Genomic DNA, 20,206 nt, shown 5'->3' with positions numbered 1-20,206 from the left:
TTTCCTGCGTATCCCGCACACTCGCAGGGTAGCAGTGAATTGTGTGCAACCGGTTGTCGCGACGAGGGGAACCCGTCGGAACCCCGCCTCGGGAAGCCGTTTCCGGAGTCGGCTCCCCGCTCACCCGTGCCCGGTGCCGCGCTCGCTGTCCAGCAGCGCCATCCCCTCGGGGTCGTAGCGCTGCCCGGCCACGGACTCGGCGGGAACCGCACGTTCGAGGGCGGCGAGGTCCGCCTCGTCGAGTTCCAGATCCAGCGCGCCGAGTGCCTCGGTGAGCCGTTCCCTGCGCCGCGCTCCGACCAGCGGGACGATGTCGCTGCCCTTGGCCAGGGCCCAGGCGATCGCGAGCTGGGCGACGGTGACTCCCCTGTCCGTGGCCACCTCGCGGAGCCGGTCGACGAGCCCGAGGTTGTGTTCCAGGTTCTCGCCCTGGAACCGGGGGAAGTGGCTACGCGGGTCGTCCCGCCGGTTCCGGTCCCAGTGCCCGGACAGCAGTCCCCGGGAGAGCACGCCGTAGGCGGTGATCCCGATGCCGAGTTCACGGCAGGTGGGCAGGATCTCGGCCTCGATGGTGCGCGACAGCAGCGAGTACTCGATCTGCAGGTCCACGATCGGGTGCACCGCCGCCGCGCGGCGGATGGTGTCCGCGCCCATCTCCGAGAGGCCGATGTGACGGACGTGTCCGGCCTCGACCATCTCGGCGATGGCGCCGACGGTGTCCTCGACGGGCACCCGCGGGTCCAGACGCGCGGGGCGGTAGACGTCGACGTGGTCGGTGCCGAGACGTTGCAGGGTCTGGGCCAGGGAGTTCTTCACCCCGGCCGGGCTGGCGTCGAAACCGACGAACCCTCCGCGCGGGTCGCGCATGGCGCCGAACTTGACGCTGAGGCACAGCCGGTCCCGGTCGTGTCGACGCAGCGCCTCCCGCAGCAGCAGCTCGTTGTGCCCGCTGCCGTAGAAGTCCCCGGTGTCCAGCAGGTCCATGCCCGCCTCGATCGCGGCGTCGAGGGTGGCGTGACTTTCGGCGGTCTCGGCGGGGCCGTAGAAGTCGGACATCCCCATCAGGCCGAGACCGAGCGGGAAGACCCGGGGGCCGGTGGTTCCGAGCGCACGTCGTTGCATGTTCTCCAGCCTCGAAGGACAGCGGACAGTCGTCAATGTCGGTCACCGCCGGGGTCGGACCTCGTTTCCGGCGGTCGCGGGGCGGGCAGCCGGTGTTCTCAGAGTTCGGACTCGCCCCACTCGGTGACCCGGAACGGGTCTCCCACCGAGATCCGGCCCGGTCGGGTCACCGCGAACTTGCTGCCGAAGGCGACCCCGTTGTGGCCCGTGCGGCGGTACTCGGCGAGGGTGCGCAGCGGTTCGGGGCCGTTCTTGTGCCCACTGGACTGCTCGACCGTGGTGACCGCGCAGCGTTTGGCGATCTTGGCGTAGCCCAGGGCGGCCTCGCCGGCGGTGACGCTGCGTGCCAGGTCCTCGGTGTGGGGGTGTTCCCAGCCGTCCACCACGACGTTCGGCCGGAACCGGTCCATCGGCAGCGGCGGATGCCCTCGGGCGGTGAGGCGTTCGTTCAGCTCGTCCAGGGAGGCTCGGGAGGTCACCAGCACCGGGCAGCTGTCCGCGTAGGCCGAGGTTCCCGGGGTGAGCCCGTCGGTCACCCGGTCGTGTTCGGTGGGGACCCGTACGAGGCGGCACGGGCCGCCGAGCACCTCGGACAGCCATTCGGCGGCCCGGTCTCCCTGATCCACACCCAGGTAGTTCGCCCTGTGCAGTTCCACCGTCTCGCGCCGCCCGCTGTCGGTGGTGGTGACCACCAGCGGTTCGGTTCCGGGGGCGTGCAGCGTGAGGCGGGTACCCTCCTCGTCGATCTCCGGAGTGAGCACGGCCATCCGGGGGGTGTTGCGTTGGCTGCGGAACCCGCCGTGCGCGTCGGTGATCATGAGGCTGCGGTCGTGACGCAGTCCGGCGTGGGTGAGAAAACCGCCGCGTAAGGTGATTCCGGCGCATCCCTTGACCGGATAGCAGACGAGTTGGGTGATCTCGGCCATGCGCCGAGCCTAGTAGGAGACCGGGTTCCGGCGGGGCCTCGTGTGAGGTGTTCGTCCCGGCGTCGCGGAGCGAGATCGCGGGATTCCGTCCACAGGGGACTTCCACGGAAGAGTTGCCACGCACGGGAGCCTCCACTGTGTCCAACGAGGAGTGGGCTCGGGTTCCCGGCCGGTGTTGTGGTTCTTCGGCGGGTGCGCCTAGGATGCGGGCGTCATCACGAGAGATCACAACTGGATAACGGGGCTGCGAAACCGCAGGTCAATACGTGTGTTCCCCGCGCGAGCGGGGGTGGACCTAAACGACCTAGCGGATGAGACACCGTTTGAGTGTGTTCCCCGCGCGAGCGGGGGTGGACCCCCAGACAGGCTAGGGACTACGGACACCCATGCGTGTTCCCCGCGCGAGCGGGGGTGGACCGGCCACCGGCTCGTACATTGAGGTGGTTTCTTCGTGTTCCCCGCGCGAGCGGGGGTGGGCCTACGAACCGATCTGTTCCACGGCGGTGCACCCGGTGTTCCCCGCGCGAGCGGGGGTGGACCCGTCTACTCGTAGAGACTCCCATCGTTGGATGCGTGTTCCCCGCGCGAGCGGGGGTGGACCCCGGGACGAGATGCCGATCTCGGAAGCGTGGGAGTGTTCCCCGCGCGAGCGGGGGTGGGCCAGTTTTAGGCAAAATTGGACAACGTACTCCCCGTACACGCGGGGTATGACACGAGAAAGCGCCCCCGGCGTGCCGGGGGCGCTGCTGTGTCAGCGGCTCACTCGAAGCGGTTGTTCTTGACCGCCTCGAGGAACGTGGTCCACTGCTGGCGGGTGGTGGTGAAGTACCCGAGGTCGCGGTTCTTGGTGTCGCGCACCGCCGCACCGTCGCCGACGCGGCCAACCTCGACGCAGCTGGTCTGTTGTTGGGAGCGCGTCGACTTGCGCCAGCCTTCGGGGTGTACTGTCATGCTCGTCCTTCCAGGTCGTCCCGTATTGTGGCGATGAGTTCGGTCGATTCCTCTGGGCTCATCGCCAACTGTCGCAGGGTAGTCGCCGCCTTTTCGTAGGCGATCACGTCCTTGCGTTTGTGCAGGAAAGCATTGGACTGGAAGTGTTCGATGTGCACGATCGGTGCTGACTTCGGGAAGTTGAACAGGATGAACGACCCAGCGTGAGCGGGGTGCCAACGGGTGCTTCCCGCTGGAAGGACCTGAACGGTGATGTTGGGGCGTTCGGCCATCGCCATGATGTGGTGGAGTTGGTCGGCCATCGTCCTGTACCCACCGAGTGGTTCGCGAAGTGCGACTTCCCAGATCAGAGCCACGAACTCGGGGGCGTTACGGCGCATCAGTGCATCGCGGCGTCCAACGCGCATGGCTACGCGAGCATCCACGTCGCTGCTGGTTTCGCCGAGGATGGCTCGTGCGTAGTCCGAGGTTTGCAGTAGACCCGGAATCACGATGGTGGCTACGTCCGTGATGCGTTGTGCGGTGCGCTCGAACTCGATCAGCGTGGTGAGTTCGCGACGGATACCGGTATGGCTGGTATCCAACCAGTTCGGCTGGTCAGCGTCGCGGGCCATATCGACCAGCTCTTCGTACTTTGTGCCGGTGACGCCGAGCGTGGCGAGGATCTGTGCGACATCTTCAGGTTTTGGGGTGCGCGCTCCGGTTTCGTAGCGAGAGATCGACACGTAGCTCACGTCGAGCTGATTTGCTAGTTCGCGCTGTTTTACTCCTGCTGAAATTCGGCATTCACGCAGTTCAGCGCCGAGCGCTCGCGCTTTCGGGGGATGCTCGTTGTTACCAGCCATGAAATGAGCGTAAACAACGCTAGCTTACCAGCAAACACACGAAAGAAGTATTGCGACGGATTTACCGGTAAGTGATGGTAATTAGGTAAGTACAGGCGGTTGGCAATCAACTACCGGGAGCGTACTCGATGTCGACGAGACACAGATCACTGGAAGGTTCGGGCGTCCGGGTGTCGTGCGAGTCCGAGGGCGGGGCGGTGTCGCTCCGGGTCTCGGTCTGCGAGGGAGCAATCCGTATCAAGACGCCGACGATATTCAACAGGACACGGTGGACGGTCGAGCAGGCCCGGCGGCTGCGGGACGTGCTGGATGCGGCGATCCGGGAGCAGGCGTGAGCGGGCCGAGTGCGGCGGCCGGGTTGGCCGGGTTGTTGACGCAGGGCCAGTGGTTGCTGGAACAGACCGCCTACGAGGTGGGCGGGCGCCGCGCCACCGCCGGGCAGTGCCGGGAGGTCGCCGAGGCGTTGGACGAGCTGGCCGCCGCGTTGCGCGAGCACGCCGAGACACGGGAAACGGCTCCCGCCACTGGGGAGAACTCGGCCAGCCACGGCGGCACCGATGTCTAGGCCGTCCTCACGGCCGGCCGGGCTGGGTCTGGCCGGGCTGTGCTGGCCCCGCCGGGTGTCCTGGTCGGGGACTCTGCCGCTGGCGGCGGTGGCCAGGCGCCGACCCGGCGGCTCCACCCTGCCGGGTCGGCGGCCCGAGCCTAGCCCGGAGCTGTCGCTGTCTCCGGATCGGGAGCTGTTGGCCCGCGTGCTGGCCGGGCTGCGCCGCCTGTAACCCCCTGGTCCACGGCCCGGTGCCTGCCTCCACCCGGCACCGGGGCCGTTCGCCCCGCCCGGCCGGGATTCCTCCCCACTCTCGCCCCGGCCGGGTGGGGTCTCCACCCGTTCTCGACGAAACCGGACGCATGTTCCGGTGGCGCGACCTGGAGCTGGTCGACCACTGGCGACGTTACCTCGACAACCCCGAGGCCTACCTGCGCCACATACTGGACACATGAGCCCGTCCGACTTCGAGGTAGCCGAGGCCGACCGGCGGTTCGCCGCCTGGATGCGGGAGAACCTCGACCACGCCGCCGAGCACTTCGGCCTTGTGCTCACCGGCGAGCCGGTGTACGGCTGGCGACTGTTGTCCGTCGGCGCCCCGGCACAGAGCACGGAAGGACGGCGCTGGTTGCGGGTGGTCACCGAACAGCCCCAGTGGGCCCGAGGTGAGTGGTGGGTCGGCAACGCCGAGGCCAACGTCATCACCGGGCTCCGCAAACCCCACGTGCTCGACACCCACGAGTGGGAGATCCCCGGTGTCCGCCACCAGCGCGCCGAACTCATGACCCACCTGTCCGGCAGGCCCTGCGCGAACGAGGACGCACTCCACGAGGAACTCGACCTGCCGAACTCGTGGTGGCACCGGCTCCGCGACAGCATCGACACGCTGGCGGACTTCCCCACAGAGCGCAGGCACAGGACCGAGCCGGAGATCACCGAACGGCTCAATCGGGTCGGTGCCTCCGGCTCGGTTCCCCGTTGGGAAACCGTCCACGGTGACCTGCACTGGGCCAACCTGCTGTACCCCGAGTTCGGGCTGCTGGACTGGAGCCTGTGGGGACGCGGCCCCGCCGGTACCGACGCGGCCACGTTGTACTGCTACAGCCTGCTGGCCCCACGAACCGCCGCGACCGTGTGGCACACCTTCGCCGACGTGCTCGAGTCCCCCAGCGGCACCACCGCGCTGCTGCACGTGGCCGCGCGCCTGCTGCGCCGCGTCGAGACCGGCGACCACCCCGAGCCCGGCCCCTGCGCGAACTCGTCCACGCTCGGACCGGGATCAGACCCCGCTGACGAGCTCCTGCTGGCGCAGCGGCCACCCCTCGGCGTCGCTGCGCACGCGGGCGGCGCGCTGACGCAGCCGTTGGGCCTCGGCCTCGTCGTCGGCCTTGTCGGCCTGCTTCTCCAGGTAGACCGCGAACCCACGGGTCTGGGAGCGGTACCACTCGACCTGCTGCTCGTGCAGCGTCCGCAGCGGCACGGTGCCGACCCGCTCGGGATAGGTCTTGGCCAGTCGCCAGGCCAGGCGAGCGGCGGCGATGGCGTCCCCACTCGACGTGTGGGCGTCCTCGGCCTTCACCCGGTGGTGCTCGCACAGCGCGGCCAGGGTGCGTTTGCCCTTGCGGTAGCGGTCCATGTGCCGGTCGATGCACAACGGATCCACCACCGGCCCGCCCAGGGACAGCGGAACCCCCAGGTGCCTGCGGGCTTCGGAGTCCAACAGGGACAGGTCGAAACTGGCGTTGAACGCGATCAGCGGCGTCGTCTCCGACCATCTCGCCGCCAGGAACTCGACGACGCCGGCCACCACGGTGGCGGCGGGGCTGCCGTGCGCGCGGGCGTACTCGGTGCTGATCCCGTGGACCTCGGCGGACTCCGCCGGGATCTCCACACCCGGATCCGCCAGCCAGTCGGTGGACTCGGCCGGGCTGCCCGGAACCACGGACACCACCGTGGCGGTGACGATGCGGTCCGTGTCCGTGTCGGTGCCGGTCGTTTCCAGGTCGAGAGCCAGCAACGGCCCGTCGGCCCACGACTGAGCGGAATCGTTCATGCCACGAAGGTATCCGACGACCACGACACGGGGACACGCCCGGCGAGCTCGGGGCCACGGCACGGAAACGTGCCGCGTGCGGGGCGGACCACACACGCGGCACACGCGCGTTCCCTGCTCAGCTCTCCAGGAAATCGATCACGTCGCCGAGTACGCTGGTGTCACTGAGGAAACCGAGGTGCGTGGTGCAGGTGGTGCGGTTGTTGTCCGCGCCCAGCACCCGCGTGTTGGTGTAGGGGATGATGACCCCGTCACAGGCCGAGTACCAGGTGGCGTACTCGGAGGCGCCCGGTGTCCAGTCGCCGGAGTTGAGCCGCTCCTCGAAGTCCGAACCGGGTGTCATCTCCCGGCAGGAGGCGTACTGCAGGCAGGAACTGGCCGCGGTGGTTCCCTGGTTGGCCCCGGCCAACGAGGCCCAGTGCCCCACCTGCTCGTGTCCGCCCAGCTCCTTCATGTACCAGCGACTGACCAGACCGCCCATGGAGTGGTTGACGATGTCCACCTTGTCCGCTCCGGTCTCGGCGCGGACATGGTCCACGAACCCGGCCAGTTCGGCCGCGCTCTGCTTGTTCGACTGGCTCCAGTCGTACTCGAAGGCGTACAGCTGGGAGTCCGCGTAGCCGTTCAACCGGAACTGCGTCATGGCAGACGACCAGTTGGAGGCGCTGCCCATGTAACCGTGCACGAACACCACCGGGTTCGGCCCGGCCGCCTGGGCGACCGCCGGAGTACCGAACACCGCCAGCGCGATGCCGGCGAGCAACGACACGAATATCCTGCGCATGAAGTCCTCCTCGACGTTTCGACAGGACGCGCCGAGTCTGCGGGCACGGCTCGTGCCGACACATCGGTGAAATCACCGGTGTTCGTCCGAGAGGGAGTTCCACGTCGTGGACACCTCTCGGTCGGGTCCTGAGCCGCAGGCGGGACCACTACTCCGGCTGTGGCTTTGCTGAGTGTGTTCTCGCACGCACACTGTTGACATGACGCAGGCGCGGACCTTCTCCCGGAACGAACCCCGGCTGTACGGCCGGGAGGACACAGTGGAGGCACTGCGTGAGGCGGCCCGGCTCGCCCGAGAGGGTGCGGGCACGGCCGTGGTCGTGACCGGAGACCGGGGCGGCGGGAAGACCGCGTTGCTCGACAGGCTCGAGGCCGGGACGGGGCTGCGCACCGTGGAGCTCACCGGGGTGCGTGCCGAACGCGACCTGCCGCTGGCCGGATTGGCACGGTTGGCCGCCTCCGCGGGCTTCGCCGCCGTGGGCGAGGCCGCCGACGAGGCTTCCGCGTGCCACGCCCTGCACCGCCAGACTGCGCGACACTGCGCGGAGGAGCCGCTGCTGTTCCGGGTGGACGACGCCGACCTGCTGGACCGCGCCTCGGCGCGTGCGCTGGTCTCCCTCGGACACCGCAGTGGCGCCCTGCCGCTGCTGCTGGTGCTGACCGTGTCCACCGACGCCCTGGGCCGGGAACTCACCCCGGTGATCCCCCGGGAGTTCACCCGGTACCCGCTCGCCCCGCTGGACGAGCTCGACAGCAGGCGGCTGCTGCGCGACCGGGCACGGGTGCCTCCGGCACCGGAGGTGGTCGAGGACCTCCTCGTCCGCTGCGGCGGCAACCCGCTCGCCCTCGGCGAACTCGCCGAGGCACTCACCGTCGAACGGGCGGCCGGGCTCGAACCGCCCGCGCTTCCGCCGGACGGCAGGCTGTTGGGGCAGGCCAGGCAGCTGCTGTACGAGCTCTCGGAGCGGGCGCGGCGGCTGGCGACACTGGTGATCGCCGGAGGACGGCTGGACACACGCGTGCTGCACCGGGCGGCGGGCACGGACGCCACGGGCACGGCCTGGAGCGAGCTCCTCGCGACCGGATTGGTGGCTGTTTCCGGGAAAAGCACGTGGTTCTCCGGGGAACTTCCGCGTTCCGCGCTGGAGGGGGAGTGGGACCCGGCCGAGATGTGCGCGGCACACGACCGACTGGCCGCCGCTTTCGAGGAGGAGGGACAGGAGGCCAGGGCGCTGGAACACCGCTGCGCCGCCGGAGGACCGCTTCCCGTCCCGGTGGGGGCCGGACTGGCCCGAGCCGCGGCGAAGGCGGCGCGCGACGGCGAGCACGGGCTCTCCTCCCGACTCCACGAGTGGGCCGCCCTGCTCGAACCGGACCGCGAAGCCAGCGCCTCGGGACTGCTGGCGGCCGGAGTCCACGCGTGGACGAGTGGGAACCCGCAACGAGCGCTCTCCCTGGCCCGACGTGCCCGCCCGCTGACCCGCACCACCGGCTCCCTGGTGGCGAACGAGCTGTTGCGCGGCGGGGTCGAACTCTGCGCGGGCAGCCCGGACGCGGCCCGGCGCAGCTTCACCACGGCGGGCAGGGCGCTGGTGACCACCGACCGGAACGCCGCCGTACGGGCCCTGATGTTCGCGGGAGAGGCGAGCTGCCTGGGCGGGGACTACCGTTCCTACCACGAGCTGGCCGACCGGGTGGCCCTGCTGCGGAGCCCGGACGAGCCACCGGAGACCGCGCTGATGTTCGAGCACTTCGCGGGCATATCGGCGACCTTCCGAGGGGAGCACGTGCGGGCCGTGCCCGCCCTGCGGAAGGTTGTTCACCTGGCCGAGTCCACCACCGACTCCGACTCGGCCCTGTGGGGCAGCCAGGCGGCGTTCACGCTCGGGCTGCCTCACCAGGCCCGGGACCTCGCGCTGCGGGCCAGGCACGAGGAGCGCCGCCGCGGCGAGGGATCCCAGGAGCCCTGGGCGTGTGTCTACGTCTCGCTCGCCGCGCTGCTGCTGGACCGCCACGCCGAGGCGGAGACCTCCTCACTGGAGGGGCTGCGTTCGGCCCGGGCCCACGGGCAGTGGAACAGGGCGGTCGACCATCTTGTGCTGTTGGCGCTGGTGGCGGCTCTGCGTGGGGACCTCGAAACGGTGGGGATCCGGCTGGACCAGGCCTTCGCCCGGGATCTCTCCGGGGAGGGGCTGGGCAGGCCGGACGCGTTCGGGAACTGGGGAGCGGCCTGCGCCGAGCTGGCCCACGACAAACCCGCCGAGGCGGCGCGCAGGCTACGACTGATCGGTTCGGACAGCGGTGGATGCAACCCGGTGGTGCGGGTGATGGCGGCCCCCTACTTCGTGGAGGCCGCCGTCTCCTGCGGGGAGCACGACAGCGCCCGGCGGCTGTTGCGGGCCTTCGACCGGTGGGTGGCTCCCACCGGCAGCCCGGCGCGGCTGGCGCTGTCCCACCGGTGTCACGCGCTGCTGGCCGAACGCCCCTCCGAGGCGGAGGAGCGGTTCCGGGCGGCCATCGAACTGCACCGCGACAGCGGGAGCACCCTGGAACTGGCCCGCACGGAGCTGTTGTACGCGAGCCGGCTGCGCCGGGCACGTCGTCCCCGCGAGGCGGGCAGGCTGCTCGACGAGGCGCTGGGCGTGTTCCGGTACCACCGGGCGGGCGGGTGGACGGAGAAGGCCCGGGCCGAACTCCGGGCCACGGGCAGGTCCGTGCCCTCGGACGGTGCTCGGGAACACCCCGGCTTGACCGGTCAGCAGGCCCGCGTTTCCGAGCTGGTCGTCGAGGGGGCCACCAACCGGGAGATAGCCCAGCGGCTGTGCCTCAGCGAACGCACGGTCGAACACCACCTGCGCAACGTCTTCGTCCGGCTCGGGGTGCGTTCGCGGGTGGAGCTGGCCCGGATGCTGGGCTAGGGCGTGGTTCCGGGCTGGGGACGGCTCGGGCGGGCCGCTCCCGCCGGGTCAGCCGTGTTCGCCGTAGCGTTCCCGCTGTTCGACCCGCTGCTGGTGCTCCCGGCGGCGTGCCTCACGGTAGCCGTAGGCCGCCCTGCGTACCGTGGCGTCGTCCTCCAGCCCGGAGCCGAGGGCTCCGGCCGCCACGCCCATGGAGGTGGCCCCCCACGCCAGGGCCAGGTAACTGGCGAGCGTGATCGGCTGGCCCATACTGCTGACCAGCAGTCGCGGGTCGATCAGCAGCCTCGCCAGGGCCAGGTTCACCAGGAACAGCACCCCGTACAGCAGGCCGACGCCGATGGTGACGGTCGCGGCGGTGGAGAGGTTGTAGAACATGCGCTGCTCCCGGTCGTGCGAGTGCCGTGGTCGTTCCCACAGGTGGTGGGTGCCGATCAGCCAGGTGACCATCAACGCGATCACGCCGACGAGCACCACCGTGCGCCGCACCGGCCCCACCATGGCGGTGATCTGCCAGACGGTGCTGGAGATCAGGCCGAAGACCGAGGTGGCCAGCGAGGCCGCCAACGCCCCGGACATGCCCAGCACCAGTCGCCACGGGGTGTTGCTGCGCACCATCCCCGACAGCAGCCGGACGCGCCCACGCCACTTCGTGGCCCGGTACCGCACCGCGACGGCACCGCCCGGTTCCTCCCGCCGGATCGGGGCGAACAGCTCGGTCAGCCCGCTGTGCAGCCCCCGTCGTCGCCCGCTCTCCTCGAGTTCGGCCGCGCTGTCCCCCCGGCCGGAGGTGGCCTCGACCAGCTCCTCCACGGTTTGCAGCACCATCTGGCGTGCCCGGCGTCGGGGCTGGAGACCGCCGAGGGCGGGCAGGGACACCAACCCGACGCGTTCGTGCTCCCCGCCGGTGTCGGCCAGCACCGGCCTGCCCTCGGAACGCAGCGGAAGATCGGTCACCCCGACCGCGTAGTCCCACTCGTGGGCGGCACGCTGGTGTTCGACGGCGTCGAGGATGTCCTTGCCGCTGCTGCGTCCGGCCGCCACCGGATCACACACCACCTCGACGTCCCACCCGGAACCGTCGTCGACGTGTCGTTCGAGCCGGTCGGGCAGCTGGTGCACCAACGACCTGGCCACGTGGTCGGGAAAGTCCGGATCGCTGATCAGCCCCAGACGCGGCATCGCCCTCGCTCTCTTCCGGGAAGCCTCGACCTCGCTCGGCGACCGGGGTCGTCACCGGTGTTCGATGCCGTATCCGGACCTGCTCGACGTGCCGTGCATGGTGGGCCGTCCCTTGCCGCGCGGCGGTTCCGGGGTGACCTCGGATCCGGAGCGGCTGTGCGAAGGCGTGTCCACCGGCTCCTCCTCACCACCCGAGGTGGGGCTCGCCCCCTGCCGGAGTTCCTCCAGCCTGCCGGTGAGCTGTTCGAGCACCGGTGTGCGGTTCGCGTGTGCGCGCTCGTGCTCGATCACCGTGTTCAGTTCGTCCTCGTCCAACGAGCGGATCCGGTGCTGCAGCGCGGACAGCGGAAGCTCGTCGTAGTCGGGAATGGGAAGTTGTTCGGTCACCGTGGCTCCTTACGGTCCGGGGTTTTCCGGGTGTCACGTGGACACCACCGGGGCCACCCAGCCGTCGTCGGTGGTCGTCCAGTCGGCGCTGCGGTTCCATCCCGCCGCGCGCAGCTCCTCGTCCGCCTCCACCGGTTCGCCGATCGTGGCGGGCAGCTCCAGCTCGACCACCTCGGCTCCGCGGTCGTCCCGCACGATCACCGAGGGGTTGGCCGCCGTGTCACCCAGCCTGAAATGAGCGGTGTTGACCATCGCGAAACCTCCAGCCGACCCTCGTGCCGCCCCGGGCCCGTGCCGCGGCGATCCCGGGTGTCCGGGGCGTACCCGGATTCCGCCGCGGTCAATCATCGGTTCCGGCCCACTACGCAAAGCGGGTGACTGCCGGGACGGGGCGTTGTCGGCGGAGCCCGTGAGAGATCAACATGAGGTGGTGGGCAACGGGGACGTGGAGAGTTCCGCACGGGTTCCGTCCGTGCCGCGGCCGCCGCTCGGACCCGTCCGGGCCGCTCGGGGGCGTGGAACGGATCCCCGCCCGTGGGCCCGGTGGGTGGTGCTGTCGACGCTGCTCGCCGCGCTGGTGCGGGAGGGCATGCTCGATCCCTCCGAGGCCCGCCGGCGGGGGGTGCGGTTCGGCACCCGCCCGGTCACGGCCACGGGCCGGGAGGAGCTCACCGCTCCGGTGCTGCTCGCCCCTTCCCGGGGCGGGACCGAGGAGTACGTCCGGGACCCGGTGCGGATGCTCGACGTGCTGTGGTCGACCGGCCTGGTGCCGCTCGATCCCACCAGGTGGCGGGAACTGCGCTGCGACCTCGCGGACAGTGCTTCCGGGCTGGCCCGGTCCGTGCGGGCGGGACTGCGCCGTGCGGACCGGGTGTCCCGTGCGGCCCGGCCGGAGCGCTTCCCGCCCTTCTCCGCGCTGCTCGACGCGTTGCGGCGGACCGAGTGCGCGGAGTTCCCGCTGTCGACGGTGCTCGAACAGTGGGCGCTCGACGGCCATCCCTGGCAACCGGTGGCCAGGACCAGGACCGGCATGTCCCCGGAACAGGCGCGGCACTACGCCCCCGAGTTCGGAGTGGGGATCGGGCTGCGCCTGGTCGCGGTGGCCGCCCACACCGTCTCCGGCGTGGACTCCGTGGGTGGGGAGAGCCCCCGGGCGGCGGGGTGGCGGGAGTTGCGGCGTGTCTTCCCCCGGGCGGTGCGGGAGGCCGCCGAGGAACTGGAGGGGGCCGGAGCCGTTCCCGCCGACTACGCGCTGATCCCCGTGCACCCGTACCAGCTCCGTCACGTCCTGCCCCGGCTGCACGGGGACGCGATCCGGGACGGCACCCTGCGGGTGCTCGGAACCACCGTCGCTGCCCGACCGCTGATGTCGCTGCGCACCCTCGACGCGCGTGAACCGGGCGGGAGTGCGGGGATGCACGTCAAAACCGCCGTGGAGGTGCGGCTGACCGGGGCGGTGCGCGGGGTCTCCGAGGAGGCGGTGCACAACGGGCCGAGACTGTCGGCGCTGCTGGGGGAGCTGGTTTCCGAGGACCCCGAGCTCGCCGTCCCGGACGAGCGGGGCAGGCCGGGTTTCGAGGTGTGCCGCGAGCTCCTCGGCATCCGCCACGTCCCCCGGAGCGAGCCAGGATCCGGACAGTCCGCCGGATCCGGGCGGGCACGACAACGGTCCCTCGGCGCGATCCTGCGTGCGGAACCGGAGCAGGAAGCCGACGAGGTGGCGCTTCCGGTGGCCACGTTGCTCTCCCGCTCCCCGCTGACCGGCAACCGGCTGGTCCACGACGTGCTGACCGAGGTCCGCGCCGGACGGACACGGCAGCGGGCGGCGTGCCGGTGGCTGGACCGGTACCTGCGGGTGGGTATGGTTCCGCCGCTGGTGCTGCTGGTGCGCTACGGGATCGCCGTGGAACCGCACCCGCAGAACACCGTGCTGGTGCTGCGCGACGGGATGCCGCACCGGTGCCTGGTGCGCGATCTGGGCGGGGCGCGGGTGCTGCACGAGCGGCTGGCCCGGGCCGGACGGGAACCGCGGCTGCTGGAGGGGTCGGCGCTGCACTGCCCAGACCCGGTGACACTGCGTCGGAAGCTGTTCTTCCCGTTGTTCGTCAACCAACTCGGGGAGCTGGTGGCCGCGCTGGCCCGGGCGGCCGACTGCCCCCAGCGGGTGTTGTGGCGGGTGGTCTCCGAACGAGCAGCGAGGGGATTCGCCCGCCTGGCCGCCACCGCCCGCTGCCCGGACGAGGCCGCCGAGGTGGCCGTCGAGAGGAACGCCCTGTTCCACGAGCCCTGGCCGCTGAAGACCATGCTGGCCATGCGGCTGTCCGGGCTGGTGACCGAGCAGCGCTACGTGCCCGGCCCCAACCCGTTGGTCGACCCGTGACCGGGGCCTCCGGGGACGGCGACCACGCCGCGCCGAACGAGCACGAGGCCGCCGTGGGGCGACGGCTGGAGGAGCACGATCCGGAGCTGGCCCGCCGGTGGTGGTCGGCCCTGCCCCACGCGCGGGCGGACACCTGCCGCGCGTTCCTGGAGGCGCTGCTCGGGGAGCGGACTCCCGTGGTTCGCGGGCGCCGCCGCTGTCTCCGGTGGCCTCCCCACCGGTTCGACGCGGAGGCACCCGAGGAGCTGGCGGCGTACTTCGGGGACCACGTGGGGACGGTGGAGCTCGTGCGCCTGAGCGGCGGTTCCCTCGGCGCACTGTGGCAGGGGGGAACCGGCACGGGGCGGATGTCCGGGCCGGTGCTGGTCACCGAGGACGGGGTTCTTCCGGTGCGGCGGCCCGAAGAGCTGGTCCGACTGCTGCGGGACAGCGACACCACCGCCCGGTGGGACGCGGTGAGCGTGGAACTGGTCGACTCGGCCTGCAACCTCGCGCTGTCCAGAGTGCTCGTCGAACGGGGGCGGCAACGGTTTCCGCCGCGGGCCTGGGACGGGCTCGATCCGTTGTCCGTGTTCGGGCCGACGGAGAACACGGCGGTGGAACTCGACGCGCTCACCGCCGAGGGGCACGGTCTGCACCCGTGCGGCAAGGTACGGCTGGGTTTCGAGCCGGGGGACTGCCTGAACTACGCCCCGGAGGGCGGCCGACGGGTCGACCTCGGATTCGTGGCCGTGCGCAGGGAGCTGCTGGCCTCCACCGCCGATCACCGGGGGCGTTCGGTGGGGGAACTGGTGGGAGAGCACTTCCCCCGGGTGCACGGGCGGGCCGTGCGGGAACTGCGGGAACGGGACGGGGACCCGCGTGCCTACGCGCTCGTGCCGGTGCACCCGTGGCAGCTGCGGGTGGCGGTGTCCCGGCAGTACCGCGAGGAGGTGGAAAGCGGCGGACTCGTCCCGCTGGAGCGCCCCCGGCTGTCCTGTCGGCCCACGCTGTCCCTGCGCACCCTGGTGACGGTCTTCCCGGGACGACACGGGCGGCGGTTGACGGTCAAGACCTCGCTGGACGTGCTGCTCACCTCCACCCGCCGCACCATGTCGGCGGGCACCACACGCGACGGACCCGCCACGAGCGTGCTGCTGCGGAAGCTGTTGGCCCGGGAGCCGGTGGCGGCGGGTCGGGTGGACACGGTGGCCGACCTGGCCGGGGTGGCCTTCGCCGCGAGCGGTGCGGAGGAGGGTTCGCCCCGAGGGCGAGGGCTCTCCGCGCTGGTGCGGGAGGACCCGGCCGACCGGCTCGGGGAGGGGGAGCGGCTCGTTCCGGTCTCCGCGCTGCGGGCGTGCTCACCGGTCTCCGACCGGGTGCTGGCGGCGGATCTCGTGGACCACCTGGCCAGGTGTGACCGTGTGAGCGGCGCGGAAGCCGCGCGACGTTTCCTGCGCGACTACGGCGAGCTGCTGTTCGCGGCCACCCTGCCCCTGCTCTCCCGACACGGGGTGGCGTTGGAGGCGCACATGCAGAACACGCTGCTGGTGCTGCGCGACGCTCGTCCCGCCCGGCTGTTGCTGCGGGACTTCGCCGGGATGCGGGTGTACCGGGGACGGATGTCCCTGGCGATGCGGGAAGGGTTCGCCCGGCGTGCGCGGGTGACGGTGGCCGAGGGCGTGCGCCAGCTGCACGAGAAGCTCTTTCACTCCGTGGTGTGGGCCAACCTGGCCGAGGTGGTCCGGCTGCTGGGGGAGTCCCACGCCCTGGCTGGCGGGCGGGCGTGGCGGATCGTGCGCGCCGCCGCCGTGGACACGGTCGAGCGTTTCTCCGCCGGCTGCGAGGAGTCCGCCCGCTCCGATCTCGCGGCGTTGCTCGGGCCGAGCCTGCCACAGAAGGCCCTGGTCACCATGCGGCTGTACGCCACCGGTGGGGACGTCTACCGTCCACGTCCCAATCCGCTGCACCACCTCGGCGCGTGAGTGGACTCGGGACGCCCCGCCGCTTCGGTCATCGCGCGCGTTCCAGCACCAGGTGGGAGGGCTCGCTCCAGGGGGAGTCGATGGTCCACACCGGGTCCGGTGCGGGGCCCGGCACCCGGCGCAGCACGTAGTCCACCTCCCTGGGCTCGGTGGGGGTGAAGTGCCGGTAGTTGAACCGCAGCAGCGCGGCGGTCACCGGTCCGGCCTCCTCGATGCGCTCCCGCTTCCGCGGGGCGAGATAGCCGCGGTCGGACAGCCCGTCCACGACGGCGCACTCGCAGAAGTAGGCCAGGGTTCCGATCTCGCCGGGGCTGCGTACCGTGCCCTCACCGACGGTCTCACCGACCAGCTGGCCGATCCGCGCGTAGTCGGAGGGCGTCGCCCAGTTCGTGGTGATCGTGGCATGGCGCCACGGCACCCCGGTCTCCAGCACCACCCGGACCTGGTTGACGACGACCCCCGCTCCGAGGGCCACGGCGGCCGTGGTGGCCAGCAGCGGCACGGTCCCGCCCTGTCCCCGCCACATCGAACTCACTGCCGCCAGCGCGGCGGCGGCGAACACGGACAGTCCGATCATGGCCGGTACGTAGTACCAGTGGTAAGGGGGCACGCCGAGCGTGGTGTACACGCCGAAGTACGCGGCTCCCGCCAGTCCGAACAACGCCCAGCAGTGGAGCAACCGTGCGGTGCGGCGGCGCAGCAGGCGGGAGACCAGCCACACCGGCAGGGCGAGGAGGGCGATGACGGCGGCGGTGAGCGCGGCGGCCGTGGCGGCGGGGTAGGCGTCGTGGTAGAGCCGCAACCCGTTGCCGAAGGTCCACTGTCCCCAGTGCTCCTGCTGCTGTTTGATCACCAGCGTGTCGGCAACGGCCGAGCCGAAGGACCACCAGCTGAGGGTGAACCACGGCAGCGCGACCGCGCAGGCGGGCACCAGCCAGCGCCACCACGCCCGCCACAGTGTCGGTCTGCCCAGCAGCAGCACGAGCACGAACACCCCCAGGTCGAGCCTGGTGAGGGCGAGCAGCCCGGCGGCCACGCCGAAGAGCACCCGGTGCGGGCGCACGGCCCCCAGCAGGAGCAGTCCCAGCAGGGCCGAGGCCAGCGACATCTCCAGACCGGCCGAGGAGAGCAGGAACGGGTTGAGCAGGACGAACAGGCTCGCCGCCGCTCCCGTGGGCGCGGGTAGCCCACTGTGTTCGGCGCTGCGGTGCAGGGAGTGGGCCAGGACGGCGTTGGCGAGCACGAACACCACGCCGAGGGCCACTACCGGCTGGCGTAGCACGGCCGTGACGGCGGCCAGCACCAGCACGTTCAGCGGGGAGGTGGCGGTGTTGGCGAACTCCTGCTCGATCACTCCCCAGTGCCCGTGGAAGGCCACGTTGCGCGCGTAGTCGAGGGTGATGTAGGCGTCGTCGGTCAACCCGCCACGGATCAGGACGAACAGCACCGCCGCCAACAGCCCGACACCGCCGGCGGTGAACAGCGCCGCTCGGCCTCGGGGCGGGTGCGCGGCTGGTGACGGTCTGTCCGTGGGCGGTTCGGTCTCGTCCTGGGTCGCTTCGGCGATCGCCACCGCTGCTCCTCTCTCCCGGGGAAACGGAGTCAGCCGCTCGGGTCCGAGGACGGTGGGGGAGGTGTTCCGGCGTCGTGGGTGCTGGACAGTGTCGCCCTGATGTGTCAAGGACCATAGCCGGTGTGGCGTGATTTCGCTCGATCGTCGGAATCTTCGGGGGAAGGCCCGGTGGCTCCGGAGTGGAGGGTGCTGTTCGTCCGCGTGGGGAACGTGTCCGTTCGGGGAGGGGCGTCGCGGGGTGGAGGAGACAGCGGTGCTCAGCGCCGGTGGGGCGGGCGCAGCCCGTGGCGCAGTCGTTCGAAGGCCTCGTCCAGGCAGTCGCGCAGGCGTTCGTCCGGTTCGGATTCCTGCCAGGTCCGCACCGCCACGCGGAGCGCGGTGATCGCGCTCGCCCCGACCAGTCGCACGTAGGGGTCCTCGGTGGAGGTGTCCGTTTTCCGGGCCAGTCCCTCCACCAGGGAGGACTCCAGTGCCCGGAACGAGGTGACCACGCGTTCGAACAGTTCCGGGTGGTCCCGCAGCACCAGGGCCTGGTCACGCCACACCTCCCCGCTCATGGCGGTGTCCAGGGCCTCGCCGAGCACGGCCTGGGCACTGCTGAGGGGGTCCTCCTCGGTCGGGCGGGACACCACCCGCCCCGAGGTGTTCGTGATCGTCTCCGGTGCCCAGGGGACGAGGACCTCCTCCTTGGAGGTGAAGTAGTTGAAGAAGGTCCTGGGGGAGACCTCGGCGTGGGCGCAGATGTCCTCGACGGTGACCGCGTTCGGCCCGTGTTCCCGGAACAGGGTGACGGCGGAGCGTTGCAGCGCCTGCCGGGTGGCGCGTTTCTTGCGTTCGCGGAGCCCGCCGGAGCTCACTCCCACGCCGGTGTCCGCGGGGCGTTCGGTCGCCGTCGACGCTGGGTGCGCGGATCCGGCCATCGGGGCTTCTCCTGGAGGCCTGCTGGGCACTGGGTTGATCCGGGACTCATCGTAGTCGTGGCCGTTCACGCAGGGCAAAGCGGGCACCAGCCGCACTGACACCACTGTCTTTTTGCAGTGACTGCACAAAACTGTTAGCCTTGCAAAGTATTGTGCGGCGCGCCGTGGCGCCGCCGGCCGCCCTCGGGGAGGCGACCGGTTGTCCGTTTCCGATCGTGATCCCGTGTCCGGATTCGTGGTGAGGAGTGTCGGTGCTCCAGCAACAGCAGAAGCAGCTGGCACGCACGCTGGTGTCGTCGCTGTGGTTTCCCGTGTTCTTCGTCGTCGGGTTCATGGTGTGCTACCTGCTGCCGTTCCACGCCCCGCAGCCGCGTGACATGTCGCTGGCCGTGGTGGGGCAGCAGGCGGCCGAACGCCTGGACACCTCGCTGGAGAGGTCCCTTCCGGGAGGCTTCGAGGTGACCGCCGTGCCGGACGAGGAGGCGGCCGAGCGGGCGATCGCCGACCGGCAGGCCACCGCCGCCTACGACCCCGCCCACGGGGAGCTGTTCTACGCCTCGGCCAACGGCAAGGCCTCGCTGCAGATGCTGCGGCAGGTCTTCGCCCCGATCGCCCAGCAGGCCGGGCAACGGTTGAGCACCACGGACCTGGGGCCCACGGCCCCGGGCGACGTCATGGGCACGGGGCTGTTCTACTGCCTGATGGCGCTCAACATCCCGCCGTACATCTCGGTGATGATGCTGCTGCGTGCCGAACTGACCACGCGTCAGAAGCTCGGGGCGCTGGTCGGCGTGGGGGCACTGGGAACGGTGATCGTCTACGGGACGGCCCTGTCCCTGGACGTGATCTACAACGATCCCACCCTGCTGCTGGTCGGTTTCCTGCTCACCCAGGCGATCGCCTGGACCAGCTTCGGACTGGTTCCCTTCGTCAAGCAGTTCATCCCCGGTGTGGCGATGGGGCTGTTCGTGCTGCTGAGCCTGCCCTCCAGCGGTGGTGCCATCCCGAAGGAGCTGGTGCCGGGCTTCTTCCAGGCCCTGCACCCGATCATGCCGCTGGGCCAGGCGGTGCACGCGATGCGCGGCATCCTCTACTTCGACGGTACGGGGGCGCCCAGCATGGTGCTCGGTCTGTGCGCGTGGGTGGCCGTGGGGGTCGCGCTCGTGCTGCTCAACCAGTTCCTGGTGCGCAGGAGGGCACGGGCCGCCTCCTCCGGGGAACCGGTCGCCGTCACCGACCACGGCGGCGGCTACGAACACGAGGACGACGGCGACGTCACCGTGGACCCCGCCTTCGAGGCTCCGGAGCCGGTCCACCACCGAACCCTGGCCGGTTCCGTCACGGACGGATCCGGCGCCGCCGTGCCGGGGGCGAGCGTGACCGTGACGGACACCAGAGGGGTGCAGGTGGCGCGGATACTGACCTCTCCCGACGGTGGCTACAAGGTGCGGGAGTTGCCGGAGGAGCCGGTCACCGTGGTGGCTTCGGCCTCCGGGATGCAACCGGCCGTGGACAGGCTGGCGGCCCGCTCCGGACGGGTGGAGCGCTGCGACTTCCTGCTCGACACGGAGGAGGGCAGCCGTAGCGTGCGCCCGAGCCGGGCGGGTGGGGTGCTCGCCGTCGGGGAGTGACCTCCCGGCTTCGTGGTGTCCCTCACG

19 protein-coding genes, 1 pseudogene and 1 CRISPR repeat array are annotated in these 20,206 nt (G+C 70.9%); of the genes and pseudogenes, 8 read left to right on the top strand and 12 right to left on the bottom strand.

Translation table 11 applies throughout. The features are described from left to right. Window positions 1-120: 120 nt before the first annotated feature. The 4 genes from ACTMO_RS0115305 to ACTMO_RS0115290 form a co-directional block, all read right to left on the bottom strand. Complete coding sequence (locus tag ACTMO_RS0115305) at window positions 121-1,122, bottom strand: aldo/keto reductase (RefSeq protein WP_019855567.1); 1,002 nt, start codon at window positions 1,120-1,122, stop codon at window positions 121-123. 98 nt (window positions 1,123-1,220) lie between these two features. Next, window positions 1,221-2,048, bottom strand: coding sequence for an MOSC domain-containing protein (locus ACTMO_RS0115300; protein WP_019855566.1), 828 nt, complete (start codon window positions 2,046-2,048; stop codon window positions 1,221-1,223). 268 nt (window positions 2,049-2,316) lie between these two features. Next, window positions 2,317-2,707: a CRISPR direct-repeat array (repeat unit 25 nt; unit sequence GTGTTCCCCGCGCGAGCGGGGGTGG). 100 nt (window positions 2,708-2,807) lie between these two features. Then, window positions 2,808-2,999 (bottom strand): DUF397 domain-containing protein, encoded by a 192-nt coding sequence (locus tag ACTMO_RS0115295; RefSeq protein WP_019855565.1) that lies wholly within the window; start codon window positions 2,997-2,999, stop codon window positions 2,808-2,810. Next, window positions 2,996-3,844, bottom strand: coding sequence for a helix-turn-helix domain-containing protein (locus tag ACTMO_RS0115290; RefSeq protein WP_026449278.1), 849 nt, complete (start codon window positions 3,842-3,844; stop codon window positions 2,996-2,998). Before ACTMO_RS0115290 ends, ACTMO_RS0115295 begins: the two co-directional genes overlap by 4 nt. 170 nt (window positions 3,845-4,014) lie before the next feature. On the opposite strand from ACTMO_RS0115290, the gene ACTMO_RS23070 reads away from it, so the two are divergent. The 4 genes and pseudogenes from ACTMO_RS23070 to ACTMO_RS23945 form a co-directional block, all read left to right on the top strand. Next, complete coding sequence (locus ACTMO_RS23070) at window positions 4,015-4,179, top strand: hypothetical protein (protein ID WP_019855563.1); 165 nt, start codon at window positions 4,015-4,017, stop codon at window positions 4,177-4,179. Beyond that, window positions 4,176-4,409, top strand: a complete 234-nt coding sequence (locus ACTMO_RS21205; RefSeq protein ID WP_019855562.1) for a hypothetical protein — start codon at window positions 4,176-4,178, stop codon at window positions 4,407-4,409. The genes ACTMO_RS23070 and ACTMO_RS21205 overlap by 4 nt, the downstream gene beginning before the upstream one ends. Next, window positions 4,402-4,623, top strand: a complete 222-nt coding sequence (locus tag ACTMO_RS22495) for a hypothetical protein (protein WP_084792160.1) — start codon at window positions 4,402-4,404, stop codon at window positions 4,621-4,623. The genes ACTMO_RS21205 and ACTMO_RS22495 overlap by 8 nt, the downstream gene beginning before the upstream one ends. 136 nt (window positions 4,624-4,759) lie before the next feature. Then, a pseudogene (locus tag ACTMO_RS23945) lies at window positions 4,760-4,846 on the top strand (AAA family ATPase); the annotation flags it as partial. A 643-nt stretch (window positions 4,847-5,489) separates the two neighbouring features. Here ACTMO_RS23945 and ACTMO_RS23060 read toward each other — a convergent pair. From ACTMO_RS23060 to ACTMO_RS0115260, 3 genes are all read right to left on the bottom strand, one after another. Continuing rightward, window positions 5,490-5,657, bottom strand: coding sequence for a hypothetical protein (locus ACTMO_RS23060; protein ID WP_019855560.1), 168 nt, complete (start codon window positions 5,655-5,657; stop codon window positions 5,490-5,492). 13 nt (window positions 5,658-5,670) lie between these two features. After that, on the bottom strand, window positions 5,671-6,444 hold the full coding sequence (locus tag ACTMO_RS0115265; protein WP_019855559.1) for an exonuclease domain-containing protein: 774 nt from the start codon (window positions 6,442-6,444) through the stop codon (window positions 5,671-5,673). Between the two features lie 118 nt (window positions 6,445-6,562). Further along, window positions 6,563-7,228 carry an esterase/lipase family protein gene (locus tag ACTMO_RS0115260; protein WP_019855558.1) on the bottom strand — a complete coding sequence of 222 codons (666 nt, stop codon included), beginning with the start codon at window positions 7,226-7,228 and terminating at the stop codon, window positions 6,563-6,565. A 199-nt stretch (window positions 7,229-7,427) separates the two neighbouring features. Between ACTMO_RS0115260 and ACTMO_RS0115255 the strand changes: the two genes are divergently transcribed. Beyond that, window positions 7,428-10,145 carry a helix-turn-helix transcriptional regulator gene (locus ACTMO_RS0115255; protein WP_019855557.1) on the top strand — a complete coding sequence of 906 codons (2,718 nt, stop codon included), beginning with the start codon at window positions 7,428-7,430 and terminating at the stop codon, window positions 10,143-10,145. Between the two features lie 48 nt (window positions 10,146-10,193). On the opposite strand, the gene ACTMO_RS0115250 is transcribed toward ACTMO_RS0115255, so the two are convergent. The 3 genes from ACTMO_RS0115250 to ACTMO_RS0115240 are packed head-to-tail and all read right to left on the bottom strand — an operon-like array spanning window position 10,194 to window position 11,963. After that, on the bottom strand, window positions 10,194-11,324 hold the full coding sequence (locus ACTMO_RS0115250) for a hypothetical protein (RefSeq protein WP_019855556.1): 1,131 nt from the start codon (window positions 11,322-11,324) through the stop codon (window positions 10,194-10,196). Between the two features lie 51 nt (window positions 11,325-11,375). Then, window positions 11,376-11,711, bottom strand: coding sequence for a DUF8129 domain-containing protein (locus ACTMO_RS0115245; protein WP_019855555.1), 336 nt, complete (start codon window positions 11,709-11,711; stop codon window positions 11,376-11,378). Between the two features lie 33 nt (window positions 11,712-11,744). Beyond that, window positions 11,745-11,963: a hypothetical protein gene (locus ACTMO_RS0115240; RefSeq protein ID WP_019855554.1), complete on the bottom strand. Its 219-nt coding sequence runs from the start codon at window positions 11,961-11,963 to the stop codon at window positions 11,745-11,747. 157 nt (window positions 11,964-12,120) lie between these two features. Between ACTMO_RS0115240 and ACTMO_RS0115235 the strand changes: the two genes are divergently transcribed. Both ACTMO_RS0115235 and ACTMO_RS0115230 read left to right on the top strand, forming a co-directional pair. After that, window positions 12,121-14,091 carry an IucA/IucC family protein gene (locus tag ACTMO_RS0115235; RefSeq protein WP_245556203.1) on the top strand — a complete coding sequence of 657 codons (1,971 nt, stop codon included), beginning with the start codon at window positions 12,121-12,123 and terminating at the stop codon, window positions 14,089-14,091. Further along, window positions 14,088-16,055 carry an IucA/IucC family protein gene (locus tag ACTMO_RS0115230; RefSeq protein WP_019855552.1) on the top strand — a complete coding sequence of 656 codons (1,968 nt, stop codon included), beginning with the start codon at window positions 14,088-14,090 and terminating at the stop codon, window positions 16,053-16,055. The genes ACTMO_RS0115235 and ACTMO_RS0115230 overlap by 4 nt, the downstream gene beginning before the upstream one ends. A 28-nt stretch (window positions 16,056-16,083) precedes the next feature. Here the strand turns inward: ACTMO_RS0115230 and ACTMO_RS0115225 are convergent, their stop codons facing one another. Together ACTMO_RS0115225 and ACTMO_RS0115220 are read right to left on the bottom strand one after the other, a co-directional pair. Next, the gene (locus tag ACTMO_RS0115225) at window positions 16,084-17,628 is read right to left on the bottom strand and encodes a hypothetical protein (protein ID WP_019855551.1); all 1,545 of its coding nucleotides are present in this window, start codon (window positions 17,626-17,628) and stop codon (window positions 16,084-16,086) included. 257 nt (window positions 17,629-17,885) lie between these two features. Then, complete coding sequence (locus ACTMO_RS0115220; RefSeq protein ID WP_019855550.1) at window positions 17,886-18,548, bottom strand: TetR/AcrR family transcriptional regulator; 663 nt, start codon at window positions 18,546-18,548, stop codon at window positions 17,886-17,888. Window positions 18,549-18,799: 251 nt separating this feature from the next. Between ACTMO_RS0115220 and ACTMO_RS0115215 the strand changes: the two genes are divergently transcribed. Then, window positions 18,800-20,179 carry a carboxypeptidase regulatory-like domain-containing protein gene (locus tag ACTMO_RS0115215; RefSeq protein WP_245556202.1) on the top strand — a complete coding sequence of 460 codons (1,380 nt, stop codon included), beginning with the start codon at window positions 18,800-18,802 and terminating at the stop codon, window positions 20,177-20,179. The last annotated feature ends 27 nt before the right edge of the window (window positions 20,180-20,206 follow it).

This window comes from Actinopolyspora mortivallis DSM 44261 (genome assembly GCF_000384035.1).
In the GTDB taxonomy this organism is placed as follows: Bacteria; Actinomycetota; Actinomycetes; order Mycobacteriales; family Pseudonocardiaceae; genus Actinopolyspora; species Actinopolyspora mortivallis.
The sequence above is the reverse complement of the archived record's forward strand: the minus strand, read 5'-3'. Positions and strand labels throughout refer to the sequence as shown.